This is a genomic window from Mycobacterium sp. (genome assembly GCF_035603715.1).
Taxonomy (GTDB): Bacteria; Actinomycetota; Actinomycetes; order Mycobacteriales; family Mycobacteriaceae; genus Mycobacterium.
Genome location: NZ_DATNJW010000061.1, coordinates 1 through 22,855 on the forward strand (window position 1 = coordinate 1; position 22,855 = coordinate 22,855).

Consider the following 22,855-nt stretch of genomic DNA (forward strand, 5'->3'; position numbering starts at 1 on the left):
ACCATCACCGCCGAGCGGACACCGTTCGTGGTACTGACGTCCAACGCCACCCGCGAACTCTCCGAAGCGCTCAAACGGCGCTGCCTGTTCTTGCACATCGACTTCCCCAGCCCCGACCTGGAACGCCGAATCCTGTTGTCCCGGGTGCCCGAACTGCCCGGCCACATTGCCGAAGAGCTGGTGCGCATTATCGGGGTGCTGCGCGGCATGCAGCTCAAGAAGCTGCCATCCGTCGCCGAGACCATCGACTGGGGGCGCACGATACTGGCGCTCGGCTTGGACACCATCGACGACGCGACCATCGCCGCCACCATGGGTGTCGTGCTCAAGCATCAATCCGATCAGCAACGCGCCGTCGGCGAACTACGGCTGAACTGAGGCACACCTGATGGCCGTCCGCCGCGTTCGCCCCAGCCAGCCGCTGGCCCCGCATGGCCTGCCGGGTCATCTGGTTGGCTTCGTGGAAGCCCTACGTGCACAAGGTATCTCGGTTGGACCGTCGGAGACCGTGGATGCCGGCAGGGTGATGGGCGTCCTCGGGCTCGGTGACCGCGAGATTCTGCGTGAAGGTCTGGCGTGCGCGGTGCTACGCCGGCCCGAGCACCGCGAAACCTATGACGCGATGTTCGACCTGTGGTGGCCGGCGGCGCTGGGCACCCGCGCGGTGGTCACCGAGGAGGACGCCGTCGATCCCGACGTCCAGCTTCCGCCCGACGACGTCGAGGCGATGCGCCAGATGCTGCTGGACCTGCTGACAGACAACCCCGAGCTTGCCGACATGGATGAGCGACTCGTCGCGATGATCGCCCAGATCGTCGACGCCTACGGCAAGTACAACTCCAGCCGCGGCCCGTCGTACTCGTCATATCAGGCCCTCAAATCGATGGCGCTGGACGAGTTGGAGGGCAAGCTGCTGGCGGGCCTACTCGCTCCGTACGGCGACGAACCGACACCGACTCAGGAGCAGATCGCCAAAGCGCTTGCCGCGCAGAGGATCACACAACTGCGAAAAATGGTCGACGCCGAGACCAAGCGGCGCACCGCCGAGCAACTCGGCCGTGACCATGTCCAGATGTACGGCATTCCGCAGCTATCCGAGAACGTCGAATTCCTGCGCGCCTCAGGTGATCAGCTTCGCTCGATGCGCCGTGTCGTGCAACCGCTGGCCCGCACGCTGGCGACCCGGCTGGCGGCACGGCGGCGCCGCGCCCGCGCCGGTGCGATCGACCTGCGCAAGACGCTGCGCAAATCGATGTCGACCGGTGGCGTTCCGATCGACCTGGTGCTGCGCAAGCCGCGCCCGGCCCGTCCCGAACTGGTGGTGCTGTGCGACGTGTCGGGGTCGGTCGCCGGCTTCAGCCACTTCACCCTGCTGTTGGTGCACGCGCTGCGCCAGCAGTTCTCCCGTGTTCGGGTCTTCGCCTTCATCGACACCACCGACGAGGTCACCCACATGTTCGGCCCAGACGCCGACCTGGCCGTGGCCATCCAGCGGATCACCCGGGAGGCCGGGGTCTACACCCGCGATGGCCACAGCGACTACGGCAATGCCTTCGTCTCGTTCATTCAGGCACATCCCAACGTGCTGTCGCCGAGAAGCTCGCTGCTGGTGCTCGGTGACGGGCGCACCAACTACCGGGACCCGGCCACCGACGTGTTGGCGCACATGGTGACCGCCAGCCGGCACGCGCACTGGCTCAACCCGGAGCCCAAGCACCTGTGGGGTAGCGGCGATTCGGCGGTGCCGCGCTACCAGGATGTGATCACCATGCACGAATGCCGCTCCGCCAAGCAGCTGGCAGCTGTGATTGACCAGCTGCTGCCGGTCTAGGGCCGCGCGGGCAGGCGGCGCATTCCGCACTGCAGCGAGCGAATTTCCTCGCTTGCACACCTCAAACTGAGGTTATTGTAAGCGCGGCATCAGATAAGCGTAGGAAGCCATTATCTCGGGCATAGGTGCGCTATTTGCAACCGGCAGAAGTGGATTGAGATTCGTCATGCTGAAAAGTCTTCGTGTCATCGCGCCGATTGTCGGTGCGACCGGTGCTTCGATCGCCCTATCCATGTCGGCCCACGCCGACGTCGATGTGACCGACCCTTTGTTGGGCAGCACCAATGCGATGTTCCTCGGCGGCACTGCCGAACCGACACCGTCGACGGCTTATGTGGAGGCCGCCGAAAAGCTGTTCCTGGAGCCACTGGGGTTCGCCGATAGCGCGTCAATCTGCGACATGGCCGGAAACTTGCCGTGCGACGGTTCGTTGCAGGTGTTGACGACGCCGGAAGTGTTCGAGTTCGGCCCGAGCAGCCTTCAAGACGAGACGAACCTCGTTTACGCGATCGAAGCTGAATACAACGCGGGTGAGATGAGTCCCTCCGATCCGCTGACGGTATTCGCATACTCCCAGAGCGCCATCGCCGCTTCGGCGGCCGAGAAAATGCTTGCGCAAGACGGCATTCCTCAGCAAGACCTGCATTTCGTGTTCATCGGCGACCCGAGCGACGCGAACGGCATCGCGACGAACATCTATGCAGACCTGGTCCAGTTGTTCGGCGGCGGAACAACCGGGACGACTCTCACGGACGACGTTCTCGCCGCCATCAACGAAGACCAATTCGCCCCGGGCGGCTTGCTTGCCGGTTACACACCCGATGACCTGTACCCGACGACCGTCTACACGATTGACACCGACGGGGTCGCCGACTGGCAAGAGGATTGGAACGCTGTTCTCGCCGGCGGCGGCAGCCCTCTGGACGCCCTCGGGAACGGTCTCTACCACTTCTTCACCACGCATGTGGAATACCTGGGGTTGACTCCGGAGGAGGTCGCCAGCGGCGTGGCGACGACCACCGGCTTGACCACGACGATCACCATCCCTGACGGATCGGACGCAGGCTCGATCATCAACGACGGGGCAGCGCTGCTGGGCGCTTTTTCCCATGGTGTTGCGGACAGCGGAGCGATCGTGGCCTTGTTCGACACCATCGAAGACCTCTTCAACCCGGCCTACTTCTGACCGACCTGGCGGAGTAACTCCGCGGTCTTGGCATTCGTTGGCGCGGCGGGCATCCCGTTCGCCGGGTGCTGGTGTGGCCTATGTGACATTGGAAGCCTCCTCCACACCGCTCAAGTAAGCTGGCAAACCGTGCAAAAGCGGCGGCTGGGCGTGATGGGCGGAACCTTCGATCCCGTCCACAACGGTCACCTGGTCGCGGCCAGCGAGGTGGCTGATCTGTTCGACCTCGACGAGGTGGTGTTCGTGCCGACCGGCCAGCCCTGGCTGAAGGGCCGCCAGGTCAGCGCCGGCGAAGACCGCTACCTGATGACGGTCGTCGCCACCGCGGCCAACCCCCGCTTCTCGGTCAGCCGCGTCGACATCGATCGCGCCGGGCCCACCTACACCAAGGACACTCTGCGGGATCTGCACACACTGAATCCCGACTCCGACCTGTACTTCATCACCGGTGCCGACGCGCTGGCCTCCATCCTGTCCTGGCAGGACCTGGACGAGCTGTTCGCGGCGGCGCGATTCGTCGGCGTCAGTCGGCCCGGCTACGAGCTCGGCAGCGAGCATCTCAGCGGCGTCCTCGACGGTCTGCCCGAGGACGCGCTGTCGTTGGTCGAAATCCCGGCGCTGGCCATCTCGTCCACCGACTGCCGCCTGCGCGCCGCGGAAGGCCGGCCGCTGTGGTACCTGATGCCTGACGGCGTCGTGCAGTACATCTCCAAGCGCAACCTCTACCGCAAACCCCCGGAGCAGGCGTGACGGCCACGACCGAGGCGATCGACATGGCTACCGTCGCCGCCCGCGCGGCCGCATCGAAGCTTGCCGACGACGTCGTCGTCATCGACGTGTCCGATCAACTCGTCATCACCGACTGCTTCGTGATCGCCTCGGCGTCCAACGAGCGGCAAGTCAACGCCATCGTCGACGAGGTCGAAGAGAAAATGCGCGAGGCCGGCTACAAGCCCGCTCGCCGCGAGGGCACCCGCGAAGGCCGCTGGACGCTGCTGGACTACGTCGACATCGTCGTGCACATCCAGCACCAAGACGAACGCGATTTTTACGCGCTGGATCGGCTCTGGCGGGACTGTCCTCTGGTCACGGTGGACGTCTCATGAGCGTGCGCCGGCTGGTGATGATGCGACACGGTCAGACCGAGTTCAACCTCGACAGCCGGATGCAGGGTCAGCTCGACACCGAGCTGACCGAGCTGGGCCGGGCCCAGGCGATCGCCGCGGCCGAGGCGTTGGCCAAACACCATCCGCTGCTGGTCGTGTCGTCGGATCTGCGTCGCGCATACGACACCGCGATCGAGTTGGAGGAACGCACCGGCCTGCGGGTCCGGGTCGACGAACGCCTGCGAGAAACCCACCTCGGCGACTGGCAGGGCATGACTCACACCGAGATCGACGCGATCGCCCCGGGCGCCCGACTGGCGTGGCGCGACGACGCCAGGTGGGCACCGCACGGCGGGGAGAACAGGGTCGACGTGGCCGCCCGCAGTCTGCCGCTGATCGCCGAGCTGGTCGCCGGTGAGCCGGAGTGGGGCGCCGCCGACGAACCGGTGCGGCCGGTGGTGCTGGTCGCGCACGGTGGCCTGATCGCCGCGCTGACCGCGGCTTTGCTGCGGTTACCGGTCGACAACTGGCCCGCATTGGGCGGCATGGGCAACACCAGCTGGACGCAGCTGTCTGGTCACACCGCCGACCCCGATGGCGCCGACGATTTCGACGCCATCCGGTGGCGGCTTGACGTGTGGAACGCATCGGCACAGGTCGCCGGCGATGTCCTCTGAGCGGCCGACACGGCCGACGCTCCTGGTCTTCGCCGATTCCCTTGCCTACTACGGGCCCACCGGCGGGCTACCGGCAGACGACCCGCGGATCTGGCCCAATATCGTTGCTGCACAGCTGGGTTGGGAACTGGAGCTGATCGGCCGGATCGGTTGGACGTGCCGGGATATCTGGTGGGCAGCCACCCAGGACCCGCGGGCGTGGGCGGCGTTGCCTCGCGCTGGAGCGGTGATCTTCGCGACCGGGGGCATGGACTCGCTGCCGTCGCCACTGCCCACCGCATTGCGCGAGCTGATCCGCTACGTGCGTCCGCCGTGGCTGCGGCGATGGGCTCGCGACGGCTACGGCTGGGTGCAGCCGCGACTGTCTCCGGTGGCCAGAGCTGCTCTGCCGCCGCACCTTTCGGTCGAATACCTCGAACAGACCCGCGGCGCAATCGATTTCAACCGGCCCGGAATCCCGATTGTGGCATCGCTTCCCTCGGTGCACATCGCCGAGACCTACGGGAAGGCTCATCACGGCCGGCCGGGCACGGTCGCGGCGATCACCGAGTGGGCCGACCAACACGACGTCCCGCTGGTCGACCTGAAAGCCGCTGTCGCCGAACACGTGCTGAGCGGTCGCGGCAATCCCGATGGAATCCACTGGAACTTCGAAGCGCACCAGGCCGTCGCGGAATTGATGCTCAAGGCGCTGGCCCAGGCCGGCATCGACGCCGAGAAACCGCGCGGCTGACTTCATGCCTGTAGTCGTAGTGACCGATTCATCGGCGCGCCTCCCCGAAGAGCTGCGTCTGCAATGGGGGATACGGCAAGTCCCCCTGCACATCCTGCTCGACGGCACCGACCTGCGCGACGGCGTGGACGACATCCCAGGCAACATTCACGAATACGGAGACGCCACCACGGCGGCCGCGACGCCGGCCGAGTTGGCCGATATCTACCGGCAAGCGCTTGCCGACAGCGGCGGCGACGGGGTGATCGCCGTGCACCTTTCCAAGGCGTTGTCGGGAACGCTAGGTGCTGCCGAGACCTCCGCTGCCGAGATCGGCTCAGCAGTAAGGGTTCTCGACTCGAAATTCACCGGGATGAACACCGGCTTCATCGCGCTCACTGCGGCACGGGCCGCAGCCGACGGCGCCGACCTGGACACCGTCGTGCAAGCCGCCACCGCCGCGGTGAGCCGCAATCACGGGTTCATCGTCGTGCACCAGTTGGACAACCTGCGGCGAAGCGGGCGCATCGGCGGTGCGGGTGCGTGGCTGGGCACCAAGCTGTCACTGAAGCCGCTGTTGCGCATTGATGACGGTAAACTTGTTCTGGCACAACGAGTTCGTACGGCCAACAAAGCGATCGCGACAATGATCGATCGGGTGAGCGAGATCGTCGGGGAACGATCCGCTTCGCTCGCGGTACATCACGTTGCCAACCCCGACGGCGCCCAGAACCTGGCCGCCGCCTTGGCCGAGCGACTGCCGGTGTGTGAGCCGGCGATCGTGACCGACCTGGGCCCGGTCCTCGCATTGCACGTCGGCGCCGGAGCTCTCGCGGTGTGCCTGGAAGTGGCCGGCGACGTGGTTCCGCCGGCCCGATCTCGACGCTGATGGCATCCCGCGTTCAGGCCCCGTTCACGGTTCAATTCGCGGGCTCCGTGACTTTGCGCTACATCTTTAGAGACAGATGCTTAAACTCTTGCTGAGACGCGACCAGGGGGCAACAGGGAGGTGGTCAGTGCCGATACAACCGACAATACAAGCAGCGCTGGGAGGTTTGCGCGTTGCAAATCTCGTTCTGGTAAAGCGTGGCTCGATTTTCAGTGCCGCCGGCGGTAAGGTCCTGCGTTCACCGCGCGTCGAGCCTTACCTGAATTGTGAATTCACATGATTGGACGTTCCGGCATGAGAACGGACATTCACCAGGCAGCCGGACTCGGACATTGGGCTGGTCGAGATGCGGTCGAGCGCTTGCTACCTGATGAGGAAATTCGAAAGCTCAATCGTGACCTTCGGATACTAATCGCAAGCAACGGCACCCTCACTCGGATTCTCGGCATCGTCGCTAATGATGAGATCGTCGTGCAGATCGTTGAGCAGCAGGTTCACGCTGTATCGCCGAGGATACCCGATTTAGAGGAATTACCGGACGGCCGGATTCTTCAGCGCCGGATCTTACTGAAGGGCCGGAGTTCAGGGCACCCATTTGTAGCCGCGGAGTCGTTGATTGCTGTTGACTCATTACCTCCCGCGATTACTACAAGCTTGACACAGTCGGAGCGGCCTATTGGTGAGATTATGGCTGATAGTTGCCTTGAAACGTTTAAGGAGGAAGCTAAAGTCTGGATAGGGCAGCCGCCTGGCTGGCTCGCACTTGCTGGATACCATAATTCGGAACCAAGAATTGCCGCTCGGCGGTATCGCGTTATTGCCCAAGGACAACCAGTGATCATTATCACGGAGTACTTTCTTCAGAATGTATTCCAAGATGCTCCGTAGTATGAGCCCGATCGTTGCCAGGATTCGTACGACATCGAATACAAGGAGTCGGAAATAGATTTGACCTACGTCTCGAACAGTGACAACGGCAAGTCCCAGCCTTTGTACCCACGGATTGAAACCGCTTTGCGCACTGCGCAGCATGATCGGCCCATGCTGTCTTTTGCGCTCCGCGGGATCGACGAAACACGGTCACGGCGGCGAGCCGGGGAGGCGATCCAGTGATGCAGAATGGGAACCTAGCAAGCCTGCTGGCTACGCGGGCAGCAGAAGCAGGATGGTATGACAAGCCCGCGTACTACGCGCCACACGTCCTGACACATGGCGAAATCCATAACAGCGGCGCACGTCTTGGCGAAGTGCTGAGAAGCCGCGGTATTTCCAGTGGCGACCGCGTCCTGTTGTGTCTGCCGGATTCGCCGGAATTAGTGCAGCTATTGCTAGCCTGTCTGGGCCGTGGGATTCTGGCGTTCGTCGCGAATCCGGAGTCCCATCTCGAAGACCACGCCTTCCAGGAACGTGACATCGAGCCGGCGCTTGTCGTCACGACAGCCGCTCTCCGCGCTCGGTTTCAACAGTCGCGCGTTGTGGAACCCGGAGAGCTCCTGGCCGAGGCCGGCCGAGTCGAGGCCGGCGACTACGAGCCGCTGAGCAGCGACGCTCTCGCGTACGCTACCTACACTTCGGGTACTACCGGTCCACCGAAAGCTGCGCTGCACCGGCACGGCGATGTGTCAGCTTTTGTCGAGGCGATGTGTGGCAAAGCGCTGCGGCTCACTCCCGAAGACATCGGGCTGAGCAGTGCACGCATGTACTTCGCGTACGGTCTGGGTAATTCGGTTTGGTTCCCACTGGCCACCGGTGGTTCGTCAGTAATCAATCTGTCTCCGGTTAGCCCGGAGAAAGCTGCCGAGCTGAGTGCGAGATTTGGGCCGTCGGTGCTCTATGGTGTGCCAACTTTCTTCGCCAGAATTGTTGAGACGTGCTCACCTGATTCGTTTAGCTCGCTACGGTGTGTGGTTTCAGCGGGAGAGGCGCTCGGGGTTGGGCTCGCCGATCGACTCGTAGAATTCTTCGGCGGTATTCCTATTCTTGACGGAATTGGATCTAGCGAGGTCGGGCAGACATTTGTATCGAACAGCATCGATGAATGGCGTCGAGGAACCATTGGCAAAGTTCTCAAACCTTATGAGATTCGAGTGGTGGCGGACGGCGAACCCGCCAAACCGGGCGTCGAGGGCGACTTGTGGGTCCGAGGGCCATCGATAGCGGCCGGCTACTGGAACCGTCCCGCAGAACCGTCGACGGCAGGTAAGTCGACCGACGGGGATTGGCTCAATACCGGTGATCGAGTTTCAATCGACGGCGACGGATGGGTTACGTACCGTTGCCGCGCGGATGATATCGAAATCGTCGGAGGGCTCAACGTCAATCCAGTCGAGGTTGAGCGGCTCATCGTCGACCACGACAATGTGGCGGAGGCCGCGGTTGTCTCAGTAACGGAGCCCGCCGGAGCGACGGCGTTGCAGGCGTTTGTGGTCCCGGCGAGCGGCAAACTAGTTGAGCAGTCGATTATCCGAGACATTCACCGCCGATTGCTTACCCAGTTGTCTGCCTTCAAGGTGCCGCACAGGTTTGCCGTGGTTGAACAACTCCCTCGAACCTCGAACGGAAAGTTGTTGCGAGGTGCGCTTCGTGCGGAGAGTCCAACGGAGCCGATTTGGGACCTCGCGGCCATGGGGCCGCAGCTGGACCCGGAGACGACCGATAGCGCACCGGCATCGAATTTTCGCGTTCCTGAAAACCCGGGCGGCACCACCCTTAACGAACGGTTGGCCGTTTTGCAGGAAGAACGTCACCGGCTGGTGGTGGAGGCGGTCGGTATAGAGGCCGCCAAGATATTGGGCGAGCCTGATTTTCAGTCGATGAATCCGGATCTCACTTTCGCGGAGCTTGGATTCGATTCGCAGATGACAGTCGAACTTCGCAATCGGGTGGCGGCAGTGACAGGTCTGCGCCTGCGCGACACGGTGGGGTGGGATTACGGCTCGATTACCGGACTGGCCCGTTACTTGGAGGGTGAACTCGCTGGCTCGAAAACGCCGGTGCCGCAGCCTTCCCCAGCAAACGCCGATGAGCCGGTGGTCGTGGTGGGGATGGGCTGCCGGTTCCCGGGTGGGGTGGATTCCCCGCACGCGCTGTGGGAGGTCGTGGCGGCGGGCCGGGATCTGGTGTCGGAGTTCCCTGTCGATCGGGGTTGGGATGTCGGGGAATTGTTCGACCCTGATCCAGACGCGATGGGCAAGACCTACGCGCGGCAGGGCGGATTTGTCGCCGACGTGGCCGGTTTTGATGCCGGGTTTTTCGGGATCGCCTCCGGCGAGGCATTGGCGATGGATCCGGAGCAACGATTGTTACTGGAATGTTCCTGGGAGGCCCTGGAGCACGCCGGAATCGAACCGACATCGCTGCGGGGCTCGGCGACCGGGGTGTTCACCGGGATCTTCGGGCAAAGCTATGCCAGCGAGGCGACCGACCTGGAGGGGTATCGGCTCACCGGTACGGCGTCGAGCGTCGCCTCGGGGCGGGTGTCGTATTTCCTGGGGCTGGAAGGCCCGGCGGTGTCGGTGGACACCGCGTGTTCGTCGTCATTGGTGGCCATGCATTGGGCGGTGCAGTCGTTGCGGTCGGGAGAGTCCGATTTGGCGTTGGCCGCTGGCGCGACGGTGCTCTCTTCTCCAGCGGTTTTCGTGGGGTTCAGTCGACAGCGGGGCCTGGCAGTCGATGGGCGGTGCAAGTCGTTTGCCGGCGCTGCTGACGGGACAGCCTGGGGTGAGGGCGTCGGGGTCGTGGTGCTCGAGCGGTTGTCGGATGCGCGACGGCTAGGCCATTCGGTGTTGGCGGTAGTGCGCGGTAGCGCGGTCAACCAGGACGGTGCCTCTAACGGCTTGACCGCACCTAATGGACCTTCCCAGCAGCGGGTGATTCGAGCGGCGTTGGCCAGCGCGGGTCTGACCGCTGCCGATGTGGATGTGGTGGAGGCCCACGGCACGGGTACCACATTGGGTGATCCCATTGAGGCGCAGGCGCTGTTGGCGACCTACGGGCAGGATCGGCCACCGGGGCGACCGGTCTGGTTGGGCTCGATCAAATCGAATATGGCTCACACTCAGGCCGCGGCCGGCGTGGCCGGGGTCATCAAGATGGTGCAGGCGATGCGCTATGGGGTGATGCCGGCGACGCTGCACGTCGATGTTCCTTCCCCTTACGTGGATTGGTCGAGCGGCGAGGTGTCGGTGTTGACCGAGGCTCGCGACTGGCCGGCCGATGAGCATCCGCGCCGGGCAGGTGTTTCCTCGTTTGGGATCAGCGGCACCAACGCTCACGTGATCTTGGAGGAAGCTCCGGCCGACGAAACCGAAAGTGCCAGCGGTACAACAGTTTCCGGTGAACCTGACCGGATCGGGTTGTCGGCGCTGCCGTGGGTGATTTCGGCTCGATCGGCTGAGGCATTGACCGCGCAGGCGAGCCGATTGCTGACCCACGTGCAAGCTGACGAACGCCTGAACCCTGCCGATGTGGGGTGGTCGTTGGCGCGGCGGTCGGTGTTTGAGCATCGAGCAGTGGCGGTGGGCGCTGATCGCCAGCAGTTGGTCGCGGGGTTGACCGGGATCGCCCGCGGAGAGGCGGCTACGGGCGTGGTGATGGGCCGGGCGAGCTCGGTCGGCAAGACGGTGATGGTGTTCCCCGGCCAGGGGTCGCAGGCGATTGGGATGGGCCGCGAGTTGTATGACCAGTTGCCGTTATTCGCCCACGCTTTTGATGCGGTGGCCGATGAGTTGGATCGGCATCTGCGACTGCCGCTGCGCCAAGTTGTGTGGGGCGATGATCAGGATCTGCTTGACAGCACGGAGTTCGCCCAACCGGCGTTGTTCGCGGTTGAGGCGGCGTTGTTCACCTTGTTGCGGAGCTGGGGTTTGAGCCCGGATTTTGTGATGGGTCATTCGGTGGGGGAGTTGTCGGCGGCATATGTGGCGGGGGTCTTGAAGCTGACGGACGCCGCGATGTTGGTCGCTGCGCGGGGCCGGTTGATGCAGGGCCTGCCGGCGGGTGGAGCCATGGTCTCGGTGGGCGCCAGCGAACGCGAGGTGGCGCCGTCGCTCTGTGAAGGAGTGGCGATCGCGGCGATCAACGGTCCCGAATCGGTGGTGATCTCCGGTGCGCAGCCCGCAGTGAGCGCGATTGCGCAGCGGTTCGCTGAGCAGGGCCGGCGGATCCGGCCGTTGGCCGTCTCCCATGCGTTTCATTCGCCGTTGATGGAGCCGATGCTCGAGGAGTTCGCGCGGATCGCCGCCCAGGTTGAGGTGCGGAAGCCGCAGATTGGCGTCGTGTCGAACGTGACCGCCGAGCTGGCCAGGTCCGGATCTGACTTTGGCTCGGCGCAGTACTGGGTGAACCATATCCGTCGGCCTGTGCGGTTCGCCGACAGTGCGCGCCATCTGCAAACCCGCGGCGCCACCCGTTTTATCGAGGTCGGTCCGGGCAGTGGTCTGACGGCGGCCATCGAACAGTCGCTGTCGCCCACTGAAATCGAGGTGGTCTCGGTGCTGGCTAAAGGCCGTCCCGAGGTGGCTTCACTGGTGACTGCGGCCAGTCAGCTGTTTGCCACTGGGATGCCGGTCGATTGGCCGGCGGTGTTTGCCGGCTCGGGTGGACGGCGGGTGGAGTTACCCACCTATGCGTTTCAGGGGCGCCGGTATTGGGAGCAGGGGGCTTCGTCAGGGCCCAGTGATGCGACCGCCTTGGGTGTGGAAGGGACCGGGCACCCGCTGTTGGGTGCGGTAGTGGAGCGACCGGATTCCGATGGACTGGTGTTGACCGGTCGGTTGTCGCTAGCGGCTCAGCCGTGGTTGGCCGATCACTCGGTGGGCGGGGTCGTGCTGTTTCCCGGGACTGGTTTTGTGGAGTTGGTGATCCGCGCCGCGGATGAGGTCGGGTGCACGGTCATCGACGAGCTGGTGCTGGCCACGCCACTGGTAATGCAGCAGGGCGCCGGGTTGCAGCTGCAGGTGGTGGTTGGAGCTGCCGGTGAGGCCGGCAGCCGCCCGGTGTCGGTGTATTCCCGGCGCGATCAACCCGATGCGGAGTGGTTGCTGCACGCGGAGGGCATGCTCGGTGCAGCCGTCGCCGAAGCATCGGCGGATTTCTCCGTGTGGCCGCCGGTCGATGCGGAAAGCGTGGACCTTTCGGATGGCTATGCGCAGCTCGCAGCGCGCGGCTACGAGTACGGCCCGGCGTTTCAGGGCTTGGTGGCGCTATGGCGGCGCGGCCCAGAGCTCTTCGCAGAGGCCGCCATCCCCGCGGAGGCCGGTGTTCACGTCGACGGGATGGGAATTCATCCGGCCCTGCTGGATGCGGTTTTGCACGCCATTGGGCTTGCCGGCGACACCACCCAAACGGTGTTGCCATTTTGCTGGCGGGGGGTGTCGCTTCATGCGGGCGGCGCTGATCGGGTGCGGGCCCGCTTGGCCCCGTTGGGTGCGGATGCGATGTCGGTGGAGATAGCCGATGCTGCGGGGTTGCCGGTGTTGGCGGTGCGCTCGCTGGTGACCCGCCCGATGACCGGCGAGCAGCTACACGCCGCGGTGACTATGGCTGCCGCCCGCCCAGATCGCGAACCGCTAGAAGTCGTGTGGTCCCCAATACCGCTGAAGCCCAACGGAATTGACGGGCTGGAGCAGCTCCCGGTGATTTCCTGGGAAGAGTTTCTGGCCGGCGATGGTGCTGGTTTGGGCGAGGTTACCAACGGTAACGGTGAAAGGGCCGGCGCAGGGCGAGTGGTGGTGTGGCAGTGCGGGTCTGCCGGCGACGATGTGGTGGGCTCGGTACATACCGCCACCCACACCGCCCTGCAAGTGCTGCAGCGCTGGCTGATTGGCAGTCAAACGGGCACGTTGGTGGTGTTGACCCATGGTGCGGTGGCGTTGCCCGGCGAGGATGTCAGCGATCTGGCCGCCGCGGCGGTGTGGGGTCTGGTGCGTTCAGCGCAGGCAGAACATCCGGGTCGTATCGTGCTCATCGACGCTGACACGCCGGTCGATGCGGGGGTGCTCGCCGCTGCCGGAGAGCCCCAACTGCTGGTGCGCGCCGGTGGTGTGCACGCCGCCCGGCTGGCCCCGGCCCCGCCGCTGCTGCCGTTACCCGCAGAGCAGCCGGCGTGGCGGTTGTCGGCCGGTAGCAGCGGGACACTGGAGGGTCTGGTGATCCGGCCCTGCCCGCAGGCACAAGCACCTCTGCAGGCAGGGCAGGTGCGGGTAGCGGTGGCGGCGGCGGGGGTCAATTTCCGGGATGTGATGGCGGCGTTGGGTATGTATCCCGGCGAGGCGCCGGTGCTGGGTGCGGAAGGGGCCGGGGTGGTGGTCGAGACCGGTCCCGAGGTCGCTGGCGTTGCTGTCGGTGACGCGGTGATGGGGTTGATCAACGGGACGGGTCCATTGGCGGTGGCGGACCGGCAGATGCTGGTCAAGATGCCGCAGGGCTGGTCGTTTGCTCAGGCCGCGGGTGTGCCGGTGGCGTTTCTGACGGCTCTGTACGGGCTGGTGGATCTGGCCGACATCCGTGCTGGGGAATCGGTTCTGGTACATGCCGCCACGGGTGGGGTGGGTATGGCTGCGGTGCAGCTGGCTCGGCAACGGGGGGCGGAAGTTTTCGTCACCGCCAGCCGTGGTAAATGGGACACGCTGCGCGCCATGGGTTTTGATGATGACCACATCGGTGACTCCCGCACGATGAGCTTCGAAGAGCAGTTCCTGTCGGCCACCGACGGACGCGGGGTTGACGTAGTGCTCAACTCGCTGGCCGGCGAATTCGTGGATGCCTCGTTGCGGTTACTGGTCCACGGCGGGCGCTTTATCGAAATGGGCAAGACCGATATCCGCGACGCGCAGGTGATCGCCACCCAATATCCCGGTGTGCGCTATCGGGCGTTCGACCTGGCCGAGGCCGGCCCGCAGCGCATGCAGGCGATGCTGATTGAGCTGACGGAGCTGTTCGACACCCGGGTGTTGCACCGGCTGCCGGTGACCACTTGGGATGTGCGCTGTGCCGTGGAGGCCTACCGGTTTATGAGTAAAGCCCTCCACATCGGCAAAATAGTCTTGACCATGCCCTCGGCGCTGGCTGATGAGCTTGCCCAAGGCACGGTATTGATAACCGGTGGCACCGGCATGGCCGGTGGCGAGCTGGCCCGCCATGTGGTCAACGCCTACGGGGTGCGGCAGGTCGTGTTGGCCAGTCGGAGTGGGAGTCGGTCCGAGGTGACCGCGGAGCTGACCCTTGATTTGGCGCGGGCAGGCGCTCAGGTACAAGTGTTGGCCTGCGATGTGGCGGATCGACGCGCGGTAGCGGAGTTGTTGGCCCAGCTGGATCGGCGGTTCCCGCCGTTGCGCGGGGTGATTCATGCCGCGGGCGTGCTCGATGATGCGGTGATCACGTCGTTGACGCCGGATCGGGTCGATACGGTGTTGCGAGCCAAGGTGGACGCAGCGTGGAACCTGCACGAGCTGACCCGCGATCTGGGGTTGTCGATGTTTGTGCTGTGTTCTTCGATCGCCGGCACGGTGGGCGCAGCGGGGCAGGGTAATTACGCCGCGGCCAACGCGTTTTTGGACGGATTGGCCACTCATCGGCAGGCTGCGCAGTTGCCGGGAGTGTCCCTGGCGTGGGGGATGTGGGCCCGTTCCAGCGCCATGACCGCCCATTTGAGCAGCCGCGATATGGCCCGGCTAAACCGCGACGGGGTGGCGGCCATGACCACCGAGCAGGCGCTCGAGTTGTTTGACGCCGCACTGGCGATCGATCACCCCGTCGTCGTCGCCGCTCGCCTGGACCGCGCCGCGCTGGACACTCGAGCCCTCGACGGCGAGTTGCCGGCGCTGTTCAGCGGCCTGGCGCGCCGCCCACGGCGGCGCTCGGTAGACCACGTCGTTGACGCCACCCAATCGAGATCGGCGCTGGCCCAACGACTCAACGGGCTGGCCCCCGACGACCAACGCAACCTGCTGGTGGACATGGTGTGTTCGCAGGCGGCCGCGGTGTTGGGCCACGACGAAATCGACCCCGACACGACGTTCAAGGCTCTGGGCTTTGACTCGCTGACCGGTGTCGAGCTGCGCAACCACTTCAAGACCGCCACGGGGCTGACGTTGTCACCCACCCTGATCTTCGACCACCCCACCCCAGCCGCCGTTGCCGAGTACATCGGGCGGCAGCTCGCGGAAAGCCGCGAGCTCCAGCCCGAGCTGAGCTTGGACTGACCGACTAGCCCCGCGCCGTCACGACCTCTGCACGGCCAGCGGCGCGGTGTTGTCTTCCTCGGCGACTGCCGGCGGAGTCTTCGGCTTGGCGTGGTCGCCGCGGGGATGGACTACCAAGGGCCACCAGAACCAGCGACCCAGCATGGTTGCCAGCGACGGCATGAACAGCGTCCGCACCACCAGGGTGTCGAGCAGCAGGCCGATACAGACCGTCGAACCGAACTGGCCCAACACGGTCAGGTCGCTGCCCAGCATCGCTGCCATCGTGAACGCGAACACCAGGCCCGCCGATGTCACCACCGCACCGGTGCCGGCCATTGACCGGATATATCCGGTCTTGAGCCCTGCATGTATTTCTTCTTTGAATCTCGAGACCAGCAGCAGGTTGTAGTCGGAGCCGACGGCCAGCAGGATGATCACCGACAGTGCCACGACGATCCAGTGCAGATGCATGCCGAACAGGTCCTGCCAGATGAGCACAGACAGTCCGACGGATGCGGCGATCGAACTGCTCGCGGTTCCGACGATGACCATGGCTGCCACCACGCTGCGGGTCAGCAGCAGCATGATCATGAAGATCAGCGTCAAGGCCGACACCACCGCGATCATCAGGTCGTACTTCTCGCCGTCGGCCATGTCGCGGAATGTCGCGGCGGTGCCGCCGAGATACACCTTGGCGTCCGACAGCGAGGACTGCTTGAGCGCCTCCTGGGCCGCAGTGCGCTCCGCGGATACGCGGCCGATTCCTTCGGGCGACATTGGGTCACCCTGGTGAGTGATGAAGAACCGCACCGACTTTCCGTCGGGAGAGAAGAATAACTTCACGCCGCGAATGAATTCCGGGTTGGTGAACGCCTCGGGCGGCAGGTAGAAGAAGTCGTCGTTCTGCGACTTGTCGAAGCTCTGCCCCATCACGATGGAGGTGTCGCTCATCGCCTCCATCTGGTCGATCATCGCCTTGAACGTCTGGTACATGGTCAGCGTCAGACCGTGCGTCGTCTTCAGCGTCTCGAGCATGATCGGGATCAGCTTCTCCAACTCGCGCGAGGCCGCCGCCGTGCGGTCGATATCGCCGGAGAGGTCGTGGAACTTCTCGGCGAGTTGGTCGAAACCGTCGATCGAGTCGAACAACGACCGGAACGAGATGCACACCGGGATGTCGTAGCAGTGCTTCTCCCAGTAGAAGTAGCTGCGGATCGGCCGGTAGAAGTCCTCGAAGTCCGCGATGTGGTCCCGCAGGGTATCGGTGATCTCCGAGGTTTCCGCGGTGGTCTTCGCACTGTCGGTGGCCGCGTTCGCCAAGTCATGGGTGACCTTCGCCTGGCGCGCCGTCACGTCGATCATGATCTGCATCTCGTCGGCCATCTTCAGAATGTCGGCCATTCTGTCCTTGAGAAACTTCATATTCTGCATGGTCGTCTGGCTCTGGATGCTGTTCTGGAACGGAATCGAGCTGTGCTGGATGGGAATTCCCAGCGGCCGCGTGATGTCTTGGACCATCGCGATGCCGACGGTCCGCATCTCATTCTTGGCGACCCTGTCCAACACCAACATGTCGGCCGGATTGCGCATGTCGTGGTCGGCCTCGATCATCAGCAGGTCCGGATTCATTCGGGCCTCGGAGAAGTGCCGGTCGGCCGCGGCATAACCGACGTTGGACCGCGCCGATTCGGGTAGGTAATGACGGTCGTTGTAGCTCGGCTTATAGCCGGGTAGCGCGACCATGCCCACCAGGACGACAGCTGCGCTCACCGCGAAAACCGGTGCGGGCCAACGCACCACCGCCGTACCGACCCGCCGCCACAGCCGGCCGCGGGCCTGCTTCTTCTTCTCGAACAGCCCGAATTTGCTGCCAACGAAGACGACTGCCGGGCCCAGCGTCAGCCCGGCCGCCACCACAACCAGCATGCCGATCGCCACCGGGTCGCCCATGGTGTGGAACCAGGGCAACCGGCAAAAGCTGAGGCAATACGTCGCGCCGGCGATGGTCAGCCCGGACCCCAGCACAACCGGGGCCACGCCCTTGAAGGTTGTGTAGTAAGCGCTTTCGCGGTCTTCACCGGCTCGACGCGCCTCCTGATAGCGGCCGACCAGGAAGATGCCGTAGTCGGTGCCGGCCGCGATCGCCAGCATCGTCAGGATGTTCGCGGCGAACGTAGTGAGCCCAAAGGCGTTGTTGTAACCGAGAACCGCGACGATTCCGCGCGCACACGCCAGAGCGACGAAGGTCATGAACAGCTGGATCAGTGTGGTGACGATTGAGCGGTAGACCAGCAGCAACATGATCGCGATCGCGCCCAGGGTGAACAGCGTGATTTTTGCCAGGCTGTCGTTGCCGATGACGTGCATGTCGTCCGACAGCGCCGCCGAGCCGGTGACATGGGCCTGAACCCCGGGCGGCGCGGGCTCGTCGTCGACGACCTTGCGGACGGCCTCGACGGAGTTGTTGGCCTGGGTGGTGCCTTGGTTACCGGCGATGTTGACCTGGACGTAGGAAGCCTTGGCATCGGCGCTCTGTGCGCCCGCCGCGGTGAACCGGTCACCCCAGAAGTCCTGGATGTGCTGGACGTGCTTGGTGTCCTTACGCAGTTTGCGCACGATGTCGTCGTAGTAGCGGTGCGCGGCGTCGCCAAGCGGCTGCTGACTTTCCACCACCACCATGACCGTGCTGTTGGAACTGAACTCGTGGAAGTTGTGTCCCATCCGCATCATCGCCTGATTCGACGGCGCTTCCAGGGGCGCCATTGGCGCGGAATGGTTTTCGCCGACGATTTCCAGGCTGGGAACGGCGACGTTGACCACGACGGTCAGCACGACCCAGCCCAGGATGATCGGAATCGCGAAGATGCGAATGAAATGCGGAATGAAGGGGCGGTGCGGTTTGGCTGCTGTGCTCTGAGCGTCGGCTGTGTCTATGCGCGGCTTCTCACCGTCGGTTCGCGACGCATCGTCGCCGGTGCGGGTCATGCGGACTTCACCAGGCAGAACGTTTGGGCGTTGTGGCCGTCCGAGCTGCGGTGCTCGCGTAGCTCCCCGTCAACGGTGATGCGGCAGCCGATGTAGCCGGCATCGGTCTGCGCCATGATGTTGGCGCTCACCGCGGGCAGAGTGGTGGAAATGGTGTACGACCATGGCAGCGGCGCGTTGTTGATCTGGTGGGTGTTGGCGTCGGCGTCCCAGTAGTTGATGTTCGCGACGCTGCCGGGGGGCCCGTCGATCTCGTAAGTCACGACTTTGGGGTTGAACTGCACGATCTTGATTCCAGCTCCCGAGTTCGCGTTGAGGTCCTGCGAAGCGAACACCTTGTGCAGGCGCGTCACGGCCAGGGCGGAAACCGACAGCACTACCACCAGCAGCAGAGGTATCCATGCGCGTTTGAGCAGACCGCTAATCGACATCGCCCTCACTCGGTCTCCTCCTGCCGCCCGTCCGCAATATTGCCCGCGAACGCGTCGAGCCACGGATGCTTTCCGCCGTCGAGACGGACGCGTCCGGGGCAGCTTTACCGAACGAGCTGGCCTTTTGCCGGCCATCGTTGCCGATGCCGCTTAGAACCTTTGCTCGGCTAACAATGCTAGACGATAGGGCACGTCTGCGTTCTGTTAAGGCCCAACGATGTACCGCTCCTCGCACGGTTACTGCGCGGCGCGGCCGGTAACGGGAGGAAGGTCGGCCAACGTGACGATTCCAGGCTCGGCGGCGACGACTGCGGGCACCGCATTGGTCACCGGCATCGCGGTGTAGATCATGCCCAGGCCCATGAATCCCGGCTCGGTCCAACCCTTAGGTGGCAGACAGTGCACCACGGTGCGCATATTCGGCACCCCGAACACCTGGATGACGTGGCCGTGCTCGAGCGGCTTGGGCGGCACCACGTGACTGCCCATCGTCCAGTTGAAGCCGACGCTGACCACGTTGTGGTCGCCGACCCAGCCCCGGTGGTAGCCGAAGACGCTGCCGACCGTGCCGGCCGGGATCTTCATGAAACCCAGGTCTGAATCGCCGGTGGCCGCGGTGAAGGTGACGTCGAAGGTCAACTTGTCCAGCTCCGCGCCGATCGCGTCGGCCATCATCGCTGCCGATTCGGCGAAGACCTCACTTTCGCGTCGCACATTCTCGGCCAGCCCGGGTGTGTCGGGATCTTGCGAGAAACCCATGGCCGTTTGGGTTTCCGCCGATTCATACGTGGAGCAGTCCACTGATTCGGTGATGCGGATCTCGTCAACGCGTTCACACGACCCGCTGAGCGCCATGCCGACCAGGTTCGTCATCCCGGGATGCGCGCCGCTGCCGAAAATCGTCGAGCCGCCCCGTTCGCACGCGTCGAGGATCCGCTGCCGGTCCTGCGGTGTCTGCTTGCCGCCGGTGATCCAGGCCGCGCTGGAGCACACGTTGATGCCCGACTCGAGCAGCCGAACCAACTCATCGACGCTGGGCCACAACGGGTTATAGCAACAAGCGTCAGGCCGAAGTGCCAACAGCGCATCAATGTCGTTGGTGGCCTTGACCCCGGTCGGCTCCGGCCAGCCGGACAGCTCGGCGGCGTCCACCCCGACCTTGTCCTGCCCGTGCGCGTACACACCGACCAATTCCATGTCCGGTCGGCCGATGATCGCGTGCAGCGATCGTCGCCCGATGTTGCCGGTGGTCCACTGGATGACTCGAAGCGGATGGTCTTTGGTCGCGCTCATCTGGGCTCCTTTGCCGGTGTGATTGAACTCATTATGTTCAACCGGCCGACGTTGACCTGTGCCGGGCATTGGATTGACGCTCGCAGGTTTTCGGCCCTGAGAAAGGTCACAGCCCGGCGGCACCGGCCGCGAGGAGGGCACAGCCGATCGCGGCCAGCAGGATCGCGACGTCACGGCGCCGACGCGATCGAATCCAGTCGTGCAGCGCGGTCACCCACCGGGCGGTTGTCTTGGGCGCCAACAGATAGGCCAGTAACGGAATCTCGACAAGCGCGAAGGCCACCATGTTGAACAACACCAGCACTGAGACCTGTGTCAGGGCTGGCGCCCTGGAGGCCAGGATGACGGCTAGCGCGGCCAGATAGTCGACCGACGGCAAAGCGATGCTGAGGCCCGCGACCCCCGCGACCGAGAGCGAATCCCCGTTCATCAATTTGCGGGCCGGCCTCGCCAACCTCGCCGGCCGAGAACCCAGCCGCCCGTAGACGTCGATCGCCACGACCGCTGCGACGAAGAGAACCAGCAACCCGATCAGGATCTGAACTCTGGGCACAGTGACGAAGGAAGTTCCGAGCAGTATGCGTCGAAGCGCAAACAGCACAACGAGTCCCACCGTGGTTCCCATGGCGAAACCGCCACACAAGAACGCGAACAACTGCAGCGCTGGTTTGGGTCGGTTCAGCATCAGCACGGTCATGCCGATTCGGAACGGTTCGATACTGACGGCAAGAGCCATCACCAAAACAGTCGCCAGCATGAGGTGATCCTGATCGCGCGACCCCCGGCGGGGGCTACGCGTCCAACCGAGTGAATTGGTCTTGACGGTACTGCTCGACGCAAGCGGCGCGCCGGATCTTGCCGCTTGTCGTGGTGGGTATCGATCCGGCCGGGACCAGAACGACGTCGCCGACATTCAAGCCGTGCGAGTTGGAGATTGCCGAGGTGACGTCGCTTTTGAGCCCGCTCAACCGCTGCAAGACATCCTCGCTGGGCTCGCCCCGCTTCTTCTTCATCTCGATGACGGTGACCAGCTGCTCGGTGCTGTCCACCGGGACCGATATCGCCGCGACCCGACCCTGGGTGATCTCTTGGATAGTCGCCTCGATGTCCTCGGGGTAATGATTACGCCCACGAATGATCAGCAGGTCCTTGATGCGGCCGACGATGAACAGCTCACCCTCGTAGATGAAACCCAGGTCGCCGGTGCGTAGCCACGGGCCCTCGGGGGTGCCAGGTGAGGCGTCGGCGAGCGTAGCCGCGAAGCACTCCTGCTCCTCCGGCGGCTTGCGCCAATATCCCTCGGCAACGTTCTCGCCGTGTACCCAAATCTCGCCGACCACGTCGGACGGACACTCGCGATGTGTCTCGCTGTCGACGATCCGCAGCTGGGGTGATCGCGGGACCTTGTACTTGACCAGCGGCGTGCCGTCGCCGGCCGCACACCGCTCGACGCGGCCTGCGCCGAGCTCGCCGACGTCGAAGTGCACTGCCGGCGCCGTCTCACTCCAAGTGCCTGCCGTCACGAAGACGGTTGCCTCCGCCAAGCCGTAGGACGGACGCACCATGTGGTCCTGGAAATTGAAGTGGGCAAACCGATCGACGAAGCGTTGCAGTGTGGTCGGCTCGACGCGTTCGGCGCCGCTGATGATCCCCAACACTTCGCCGAGGTCGAGCCCGGCAAGATCGCTGTCGGCGGTTTTGCGTGCGGCCAGGTCGAAGGCGAAGTTCGGCGCCGACGACCACGCGTGGGAATTCTCCGCCAGTGCCCGCACCCACCGTGCCGGCCTCTCCAGAAACCCGACCGGGCTCGTCAGTTGCGCGTGGTAGCCGCCAAGGATCGGCGCGCAGACGCCCAGCACCAAACCCATGTCGTGGTAGAAGGGCAGCCACGACACAATCGTGGTATCTGTCGGGACTTTGGAGTTCGCAAAAAAGCCGACCATCAACTGCTCGAAATTCACCGTCAGATTGCGGTGCGACATCATCACGCCGGTGGGCAGTCGCGTCGAACCCGAGCTGTACTGCAAATACGCGATACTCGGTAGATCGGCTGTTTGAAGGCTTGGACCGCCCTCGGCGTCCAGATTCAGCAAATCGATCGCGACGATTTTTGGCGCGGTGTCCATGCGCGATTGATCGACGTAATCGCCGACATCTTCGGCCGAAGAAGAGGTCGTGAGAACAACCGCAGGCGAGGTGTCGGCGAAGACCGCGCCCACCCGCTCGTAACTCGAGCCGCGGTGGGGCAGCGGTAGCGGGACCGCGATTAACCCGGCCTGCATGGATCCCAGGAAAGCCAGGATGTACTCCAGGCCCTGCGGGGCCAGAATTACTGCGCGATCTCCGACCGACCCGTGCGCGCGGATCTCGCGCGCCACATTCATCGTTCGGCGCGATAACTGCGACCACGTCATAGTCTCGGGGACGCCCGCGTAGTCCTTCTCGTAATTGGTGAAGGTAAACGCGACGTCATCGGGCCGCAGGCTGGCGCGGCCGTGCAGCATCGAGAGAATCGTGGACTGGGGCATAGATGTCAGATTACGTCCGTAACTAGCAATTG

The 22,855-nt window shown here is 64.2% G+C and carries 15 protein-coding genes; 10 read left to right on the top strand and 5 right to left on the bottom strand.

Annotated features, from left to right (window positions below; all coding sequences use genetic code 11):
* From VN856_RS02455 to VN856_RS02500, 10 genes are all read left to right on the top strand, one after another.
* On the top strand, positions 1 to 378 hold a 378-nt coding region (locus tag VN856_RS02455; RefSeq protein ID WP_414686850.1), incomplete at its 5' end, for an AAA family ATPase.
* A 10-nt stretch (positions 379 to 388) separates the two neighbouring features.
* Positions 389 to 1,831 carry a VWA domain-containing protein gene (locus tag VN856_RS02460; protein ID WP_325685810.1) on the top strand — a complete coding sequence of 481 codons (1,443 nt, stop codon included), beginning with the start codon at positions 389 to 391 and terminating at the stop codon, positions 1,829 to 1,831.
* Positions 1,832 to 1,997: 166 nt separating this feature from the next.
* Positions 1,998 to 3,017, top strand: a complete 1,020-nt coding sequence (locus VN856_RS02465) for a PE-PPE domain-containing protein (protein WP_325685812.1) — start codon at positions 1,998 to 2,000, stop codon at positions 3,015 to 3,017.
* Positions 3,018 to 3,146: 129 nt separating this feature from the next.
* The gene (gene nadD / locus VN856_RS02470) at positions 3,147 to 3,767 is read left to right on the top strand and encodes a nicotinate-nucleotide adenylyltransferase (protein ID WP_325685814.1); all 621 of its coding nucleotides are present in this window, start codon (positions 3,147 to 3,149) and stop codon (positions 3,765 to 3,767) included.
* Positions 3,764 to 4,123, top strand: coding sequence for a ribosome silencing factor (rsfS, locus tag VN856_RS02475; RefSeq protein WP_325685816.1), 360 nt, complete (start codon positions 3,764 to 3,766; stop codon positions 4,121 to 4,123). The genes nadD and rsfS overlap by 4 nt, the downstream gene beginning before the upstream one ends.
* On the top strand, positions 4,120 to 4,800 hold the full coding sequence (gene gpgP, locus VN856_RS02480) for a glucosyl-3-phosphoglycerate phosphatase (RefSeq protein WP_325685818.1): 681 nt from the start codon (positions 4,120 to 4,122) through the stop codon (positions 4,798 to 4,800). The genes rsfS and gpgP overlap by 4 nt, the downstream gene beginning before the upstream one ends.
* The gene (octT, locus tag VN856_RS02485; RefSeq protein ID WP_325685820.1) at positions 4,790 to 5,533 is read left to right on the top strand and encodes a diglucosylglycerate octanoyltransferase; all 744 of its coding nucleotides are present in this window, start codon (positions 4,790 to 4,792) and stop codon (positions 5,531 to 5,533) included. Before gpgP ends, octT begins: the two co-directional genes overlap by 11 nt.
* Before the next feature lie 4 nt (positions 5,534 to 5,537).
* A complete protein-coding gene (locus tag VN856_RS02490) occupies positions 5,538 to 6,401 on the top strand; it encodes a DegV family protein (RefSeq protein WP_325685822.1) in 864 nt (287 codons plus the stop codon).
* A 294-nt stretch (positions 6,402 to 6,695) separates the two neighbouring features.
* The gene (locus VN856_RS02495; RefSeq protein ID WP_325685824.1) at positions 6,696 to 7,289 is read left to right on the top strand and encodes a chorismate--pyruvate lyase family protein; all 594 of its coding nucleotides are present in this window, start codon (positions 6,696 to 6,698) and stop codon (positions 7,287 to 7,289) included.
* Between the two features lie 224 nt (positions 7,290 to 7,513).
* Positions 7,514 to 15,604, top strand: coding sequence for an SDR family NAD(P)-dependent oxidoreductase (locus tag VN856_RS02500; RefSeq protein WP_325685826.1), 8,091 nt, complete (start codon positions 7,514 to 7,516; stop codon positions 15,602 to 15,604).
* Between the two features lie 18 nt (positions 15,605 to 15,622).
* On the opposite strand, the gene VN856_RS02505 is transcribed toward VN856_RS02500, so the two are convergent.
* The 5 genes from VN856_RS02505 to VN856_RS02525 all read right to left on the bottom strand — a co-directional run bounded on the left by VN856_RS02505 (position 15,623) and on the right by VN856_RS02525 (position 22,823).
* Positions 15,623 to 18,571, bottom strand: coding sequence for an MMPL family transporter (locus VN856_RS02505; protein WP_325685828.1), 2,949 nt, complete (start codon positions 18,569 to 18,571; stop codon positions 15,623 to 15,625).
* The gene (locus VN856_RS02510) at positions 18,568 to 19,002 is read right to left on the bottom strand and encodes an MmpS family transport accessory protein (RefSeq protein ID WP_325685830.1); all 435 of its coding nucleotides are present in this window, start codon (positions 19,000 to 19,002) and stop codon (positions 18,568 to 18,570) included. The genes VN856_RS02505 and VN856_RS02510 overlap by 4 nt, the downstream gene beginning before the upstream one ends.
* Before the next feature lie 237 nt (positions 19,003 to 19,239).
* Positions 19,240 to 20,295, bottom strand: a complete 1,056-nt coding sequence (locus VN856_RS02515; RefSeq protein WP_325685832.1) for a dihydrodipicolinate reductase — start codon at positions 20,293 to 20,295, stop codon at positions 19,240 to 19,242.
* A 106-nt stretch (positions 20,296 to 20,401) separates the two neighbouring features.
* Complete coding sequence (locus VN856_RS02520) at positions 20,402 to 21,052, bottom strand: GAP family protein (protein ID WP_325685834.1); 651 nt, start codon at positions 21,050 to 21,052, stop codon at positions 20,402 to 20,404.
* A 34-nt stretch (positions 21,053 to 21,086) separates the two neighbouring features.
* Positions 21,087 to 22,823: an AMP-binding protein gene (locus tag VN856_RS02525; protein WP_325685835.1), complete on the bottom strand. Its 1,737-nt coding sequence runs from the start codon at positions 22,821 to 22,823 to the stop codon at positions 21,087 to 21,089.
* Positions 22,824 to 22,855 lie beyond the last annotated feature (32 nt).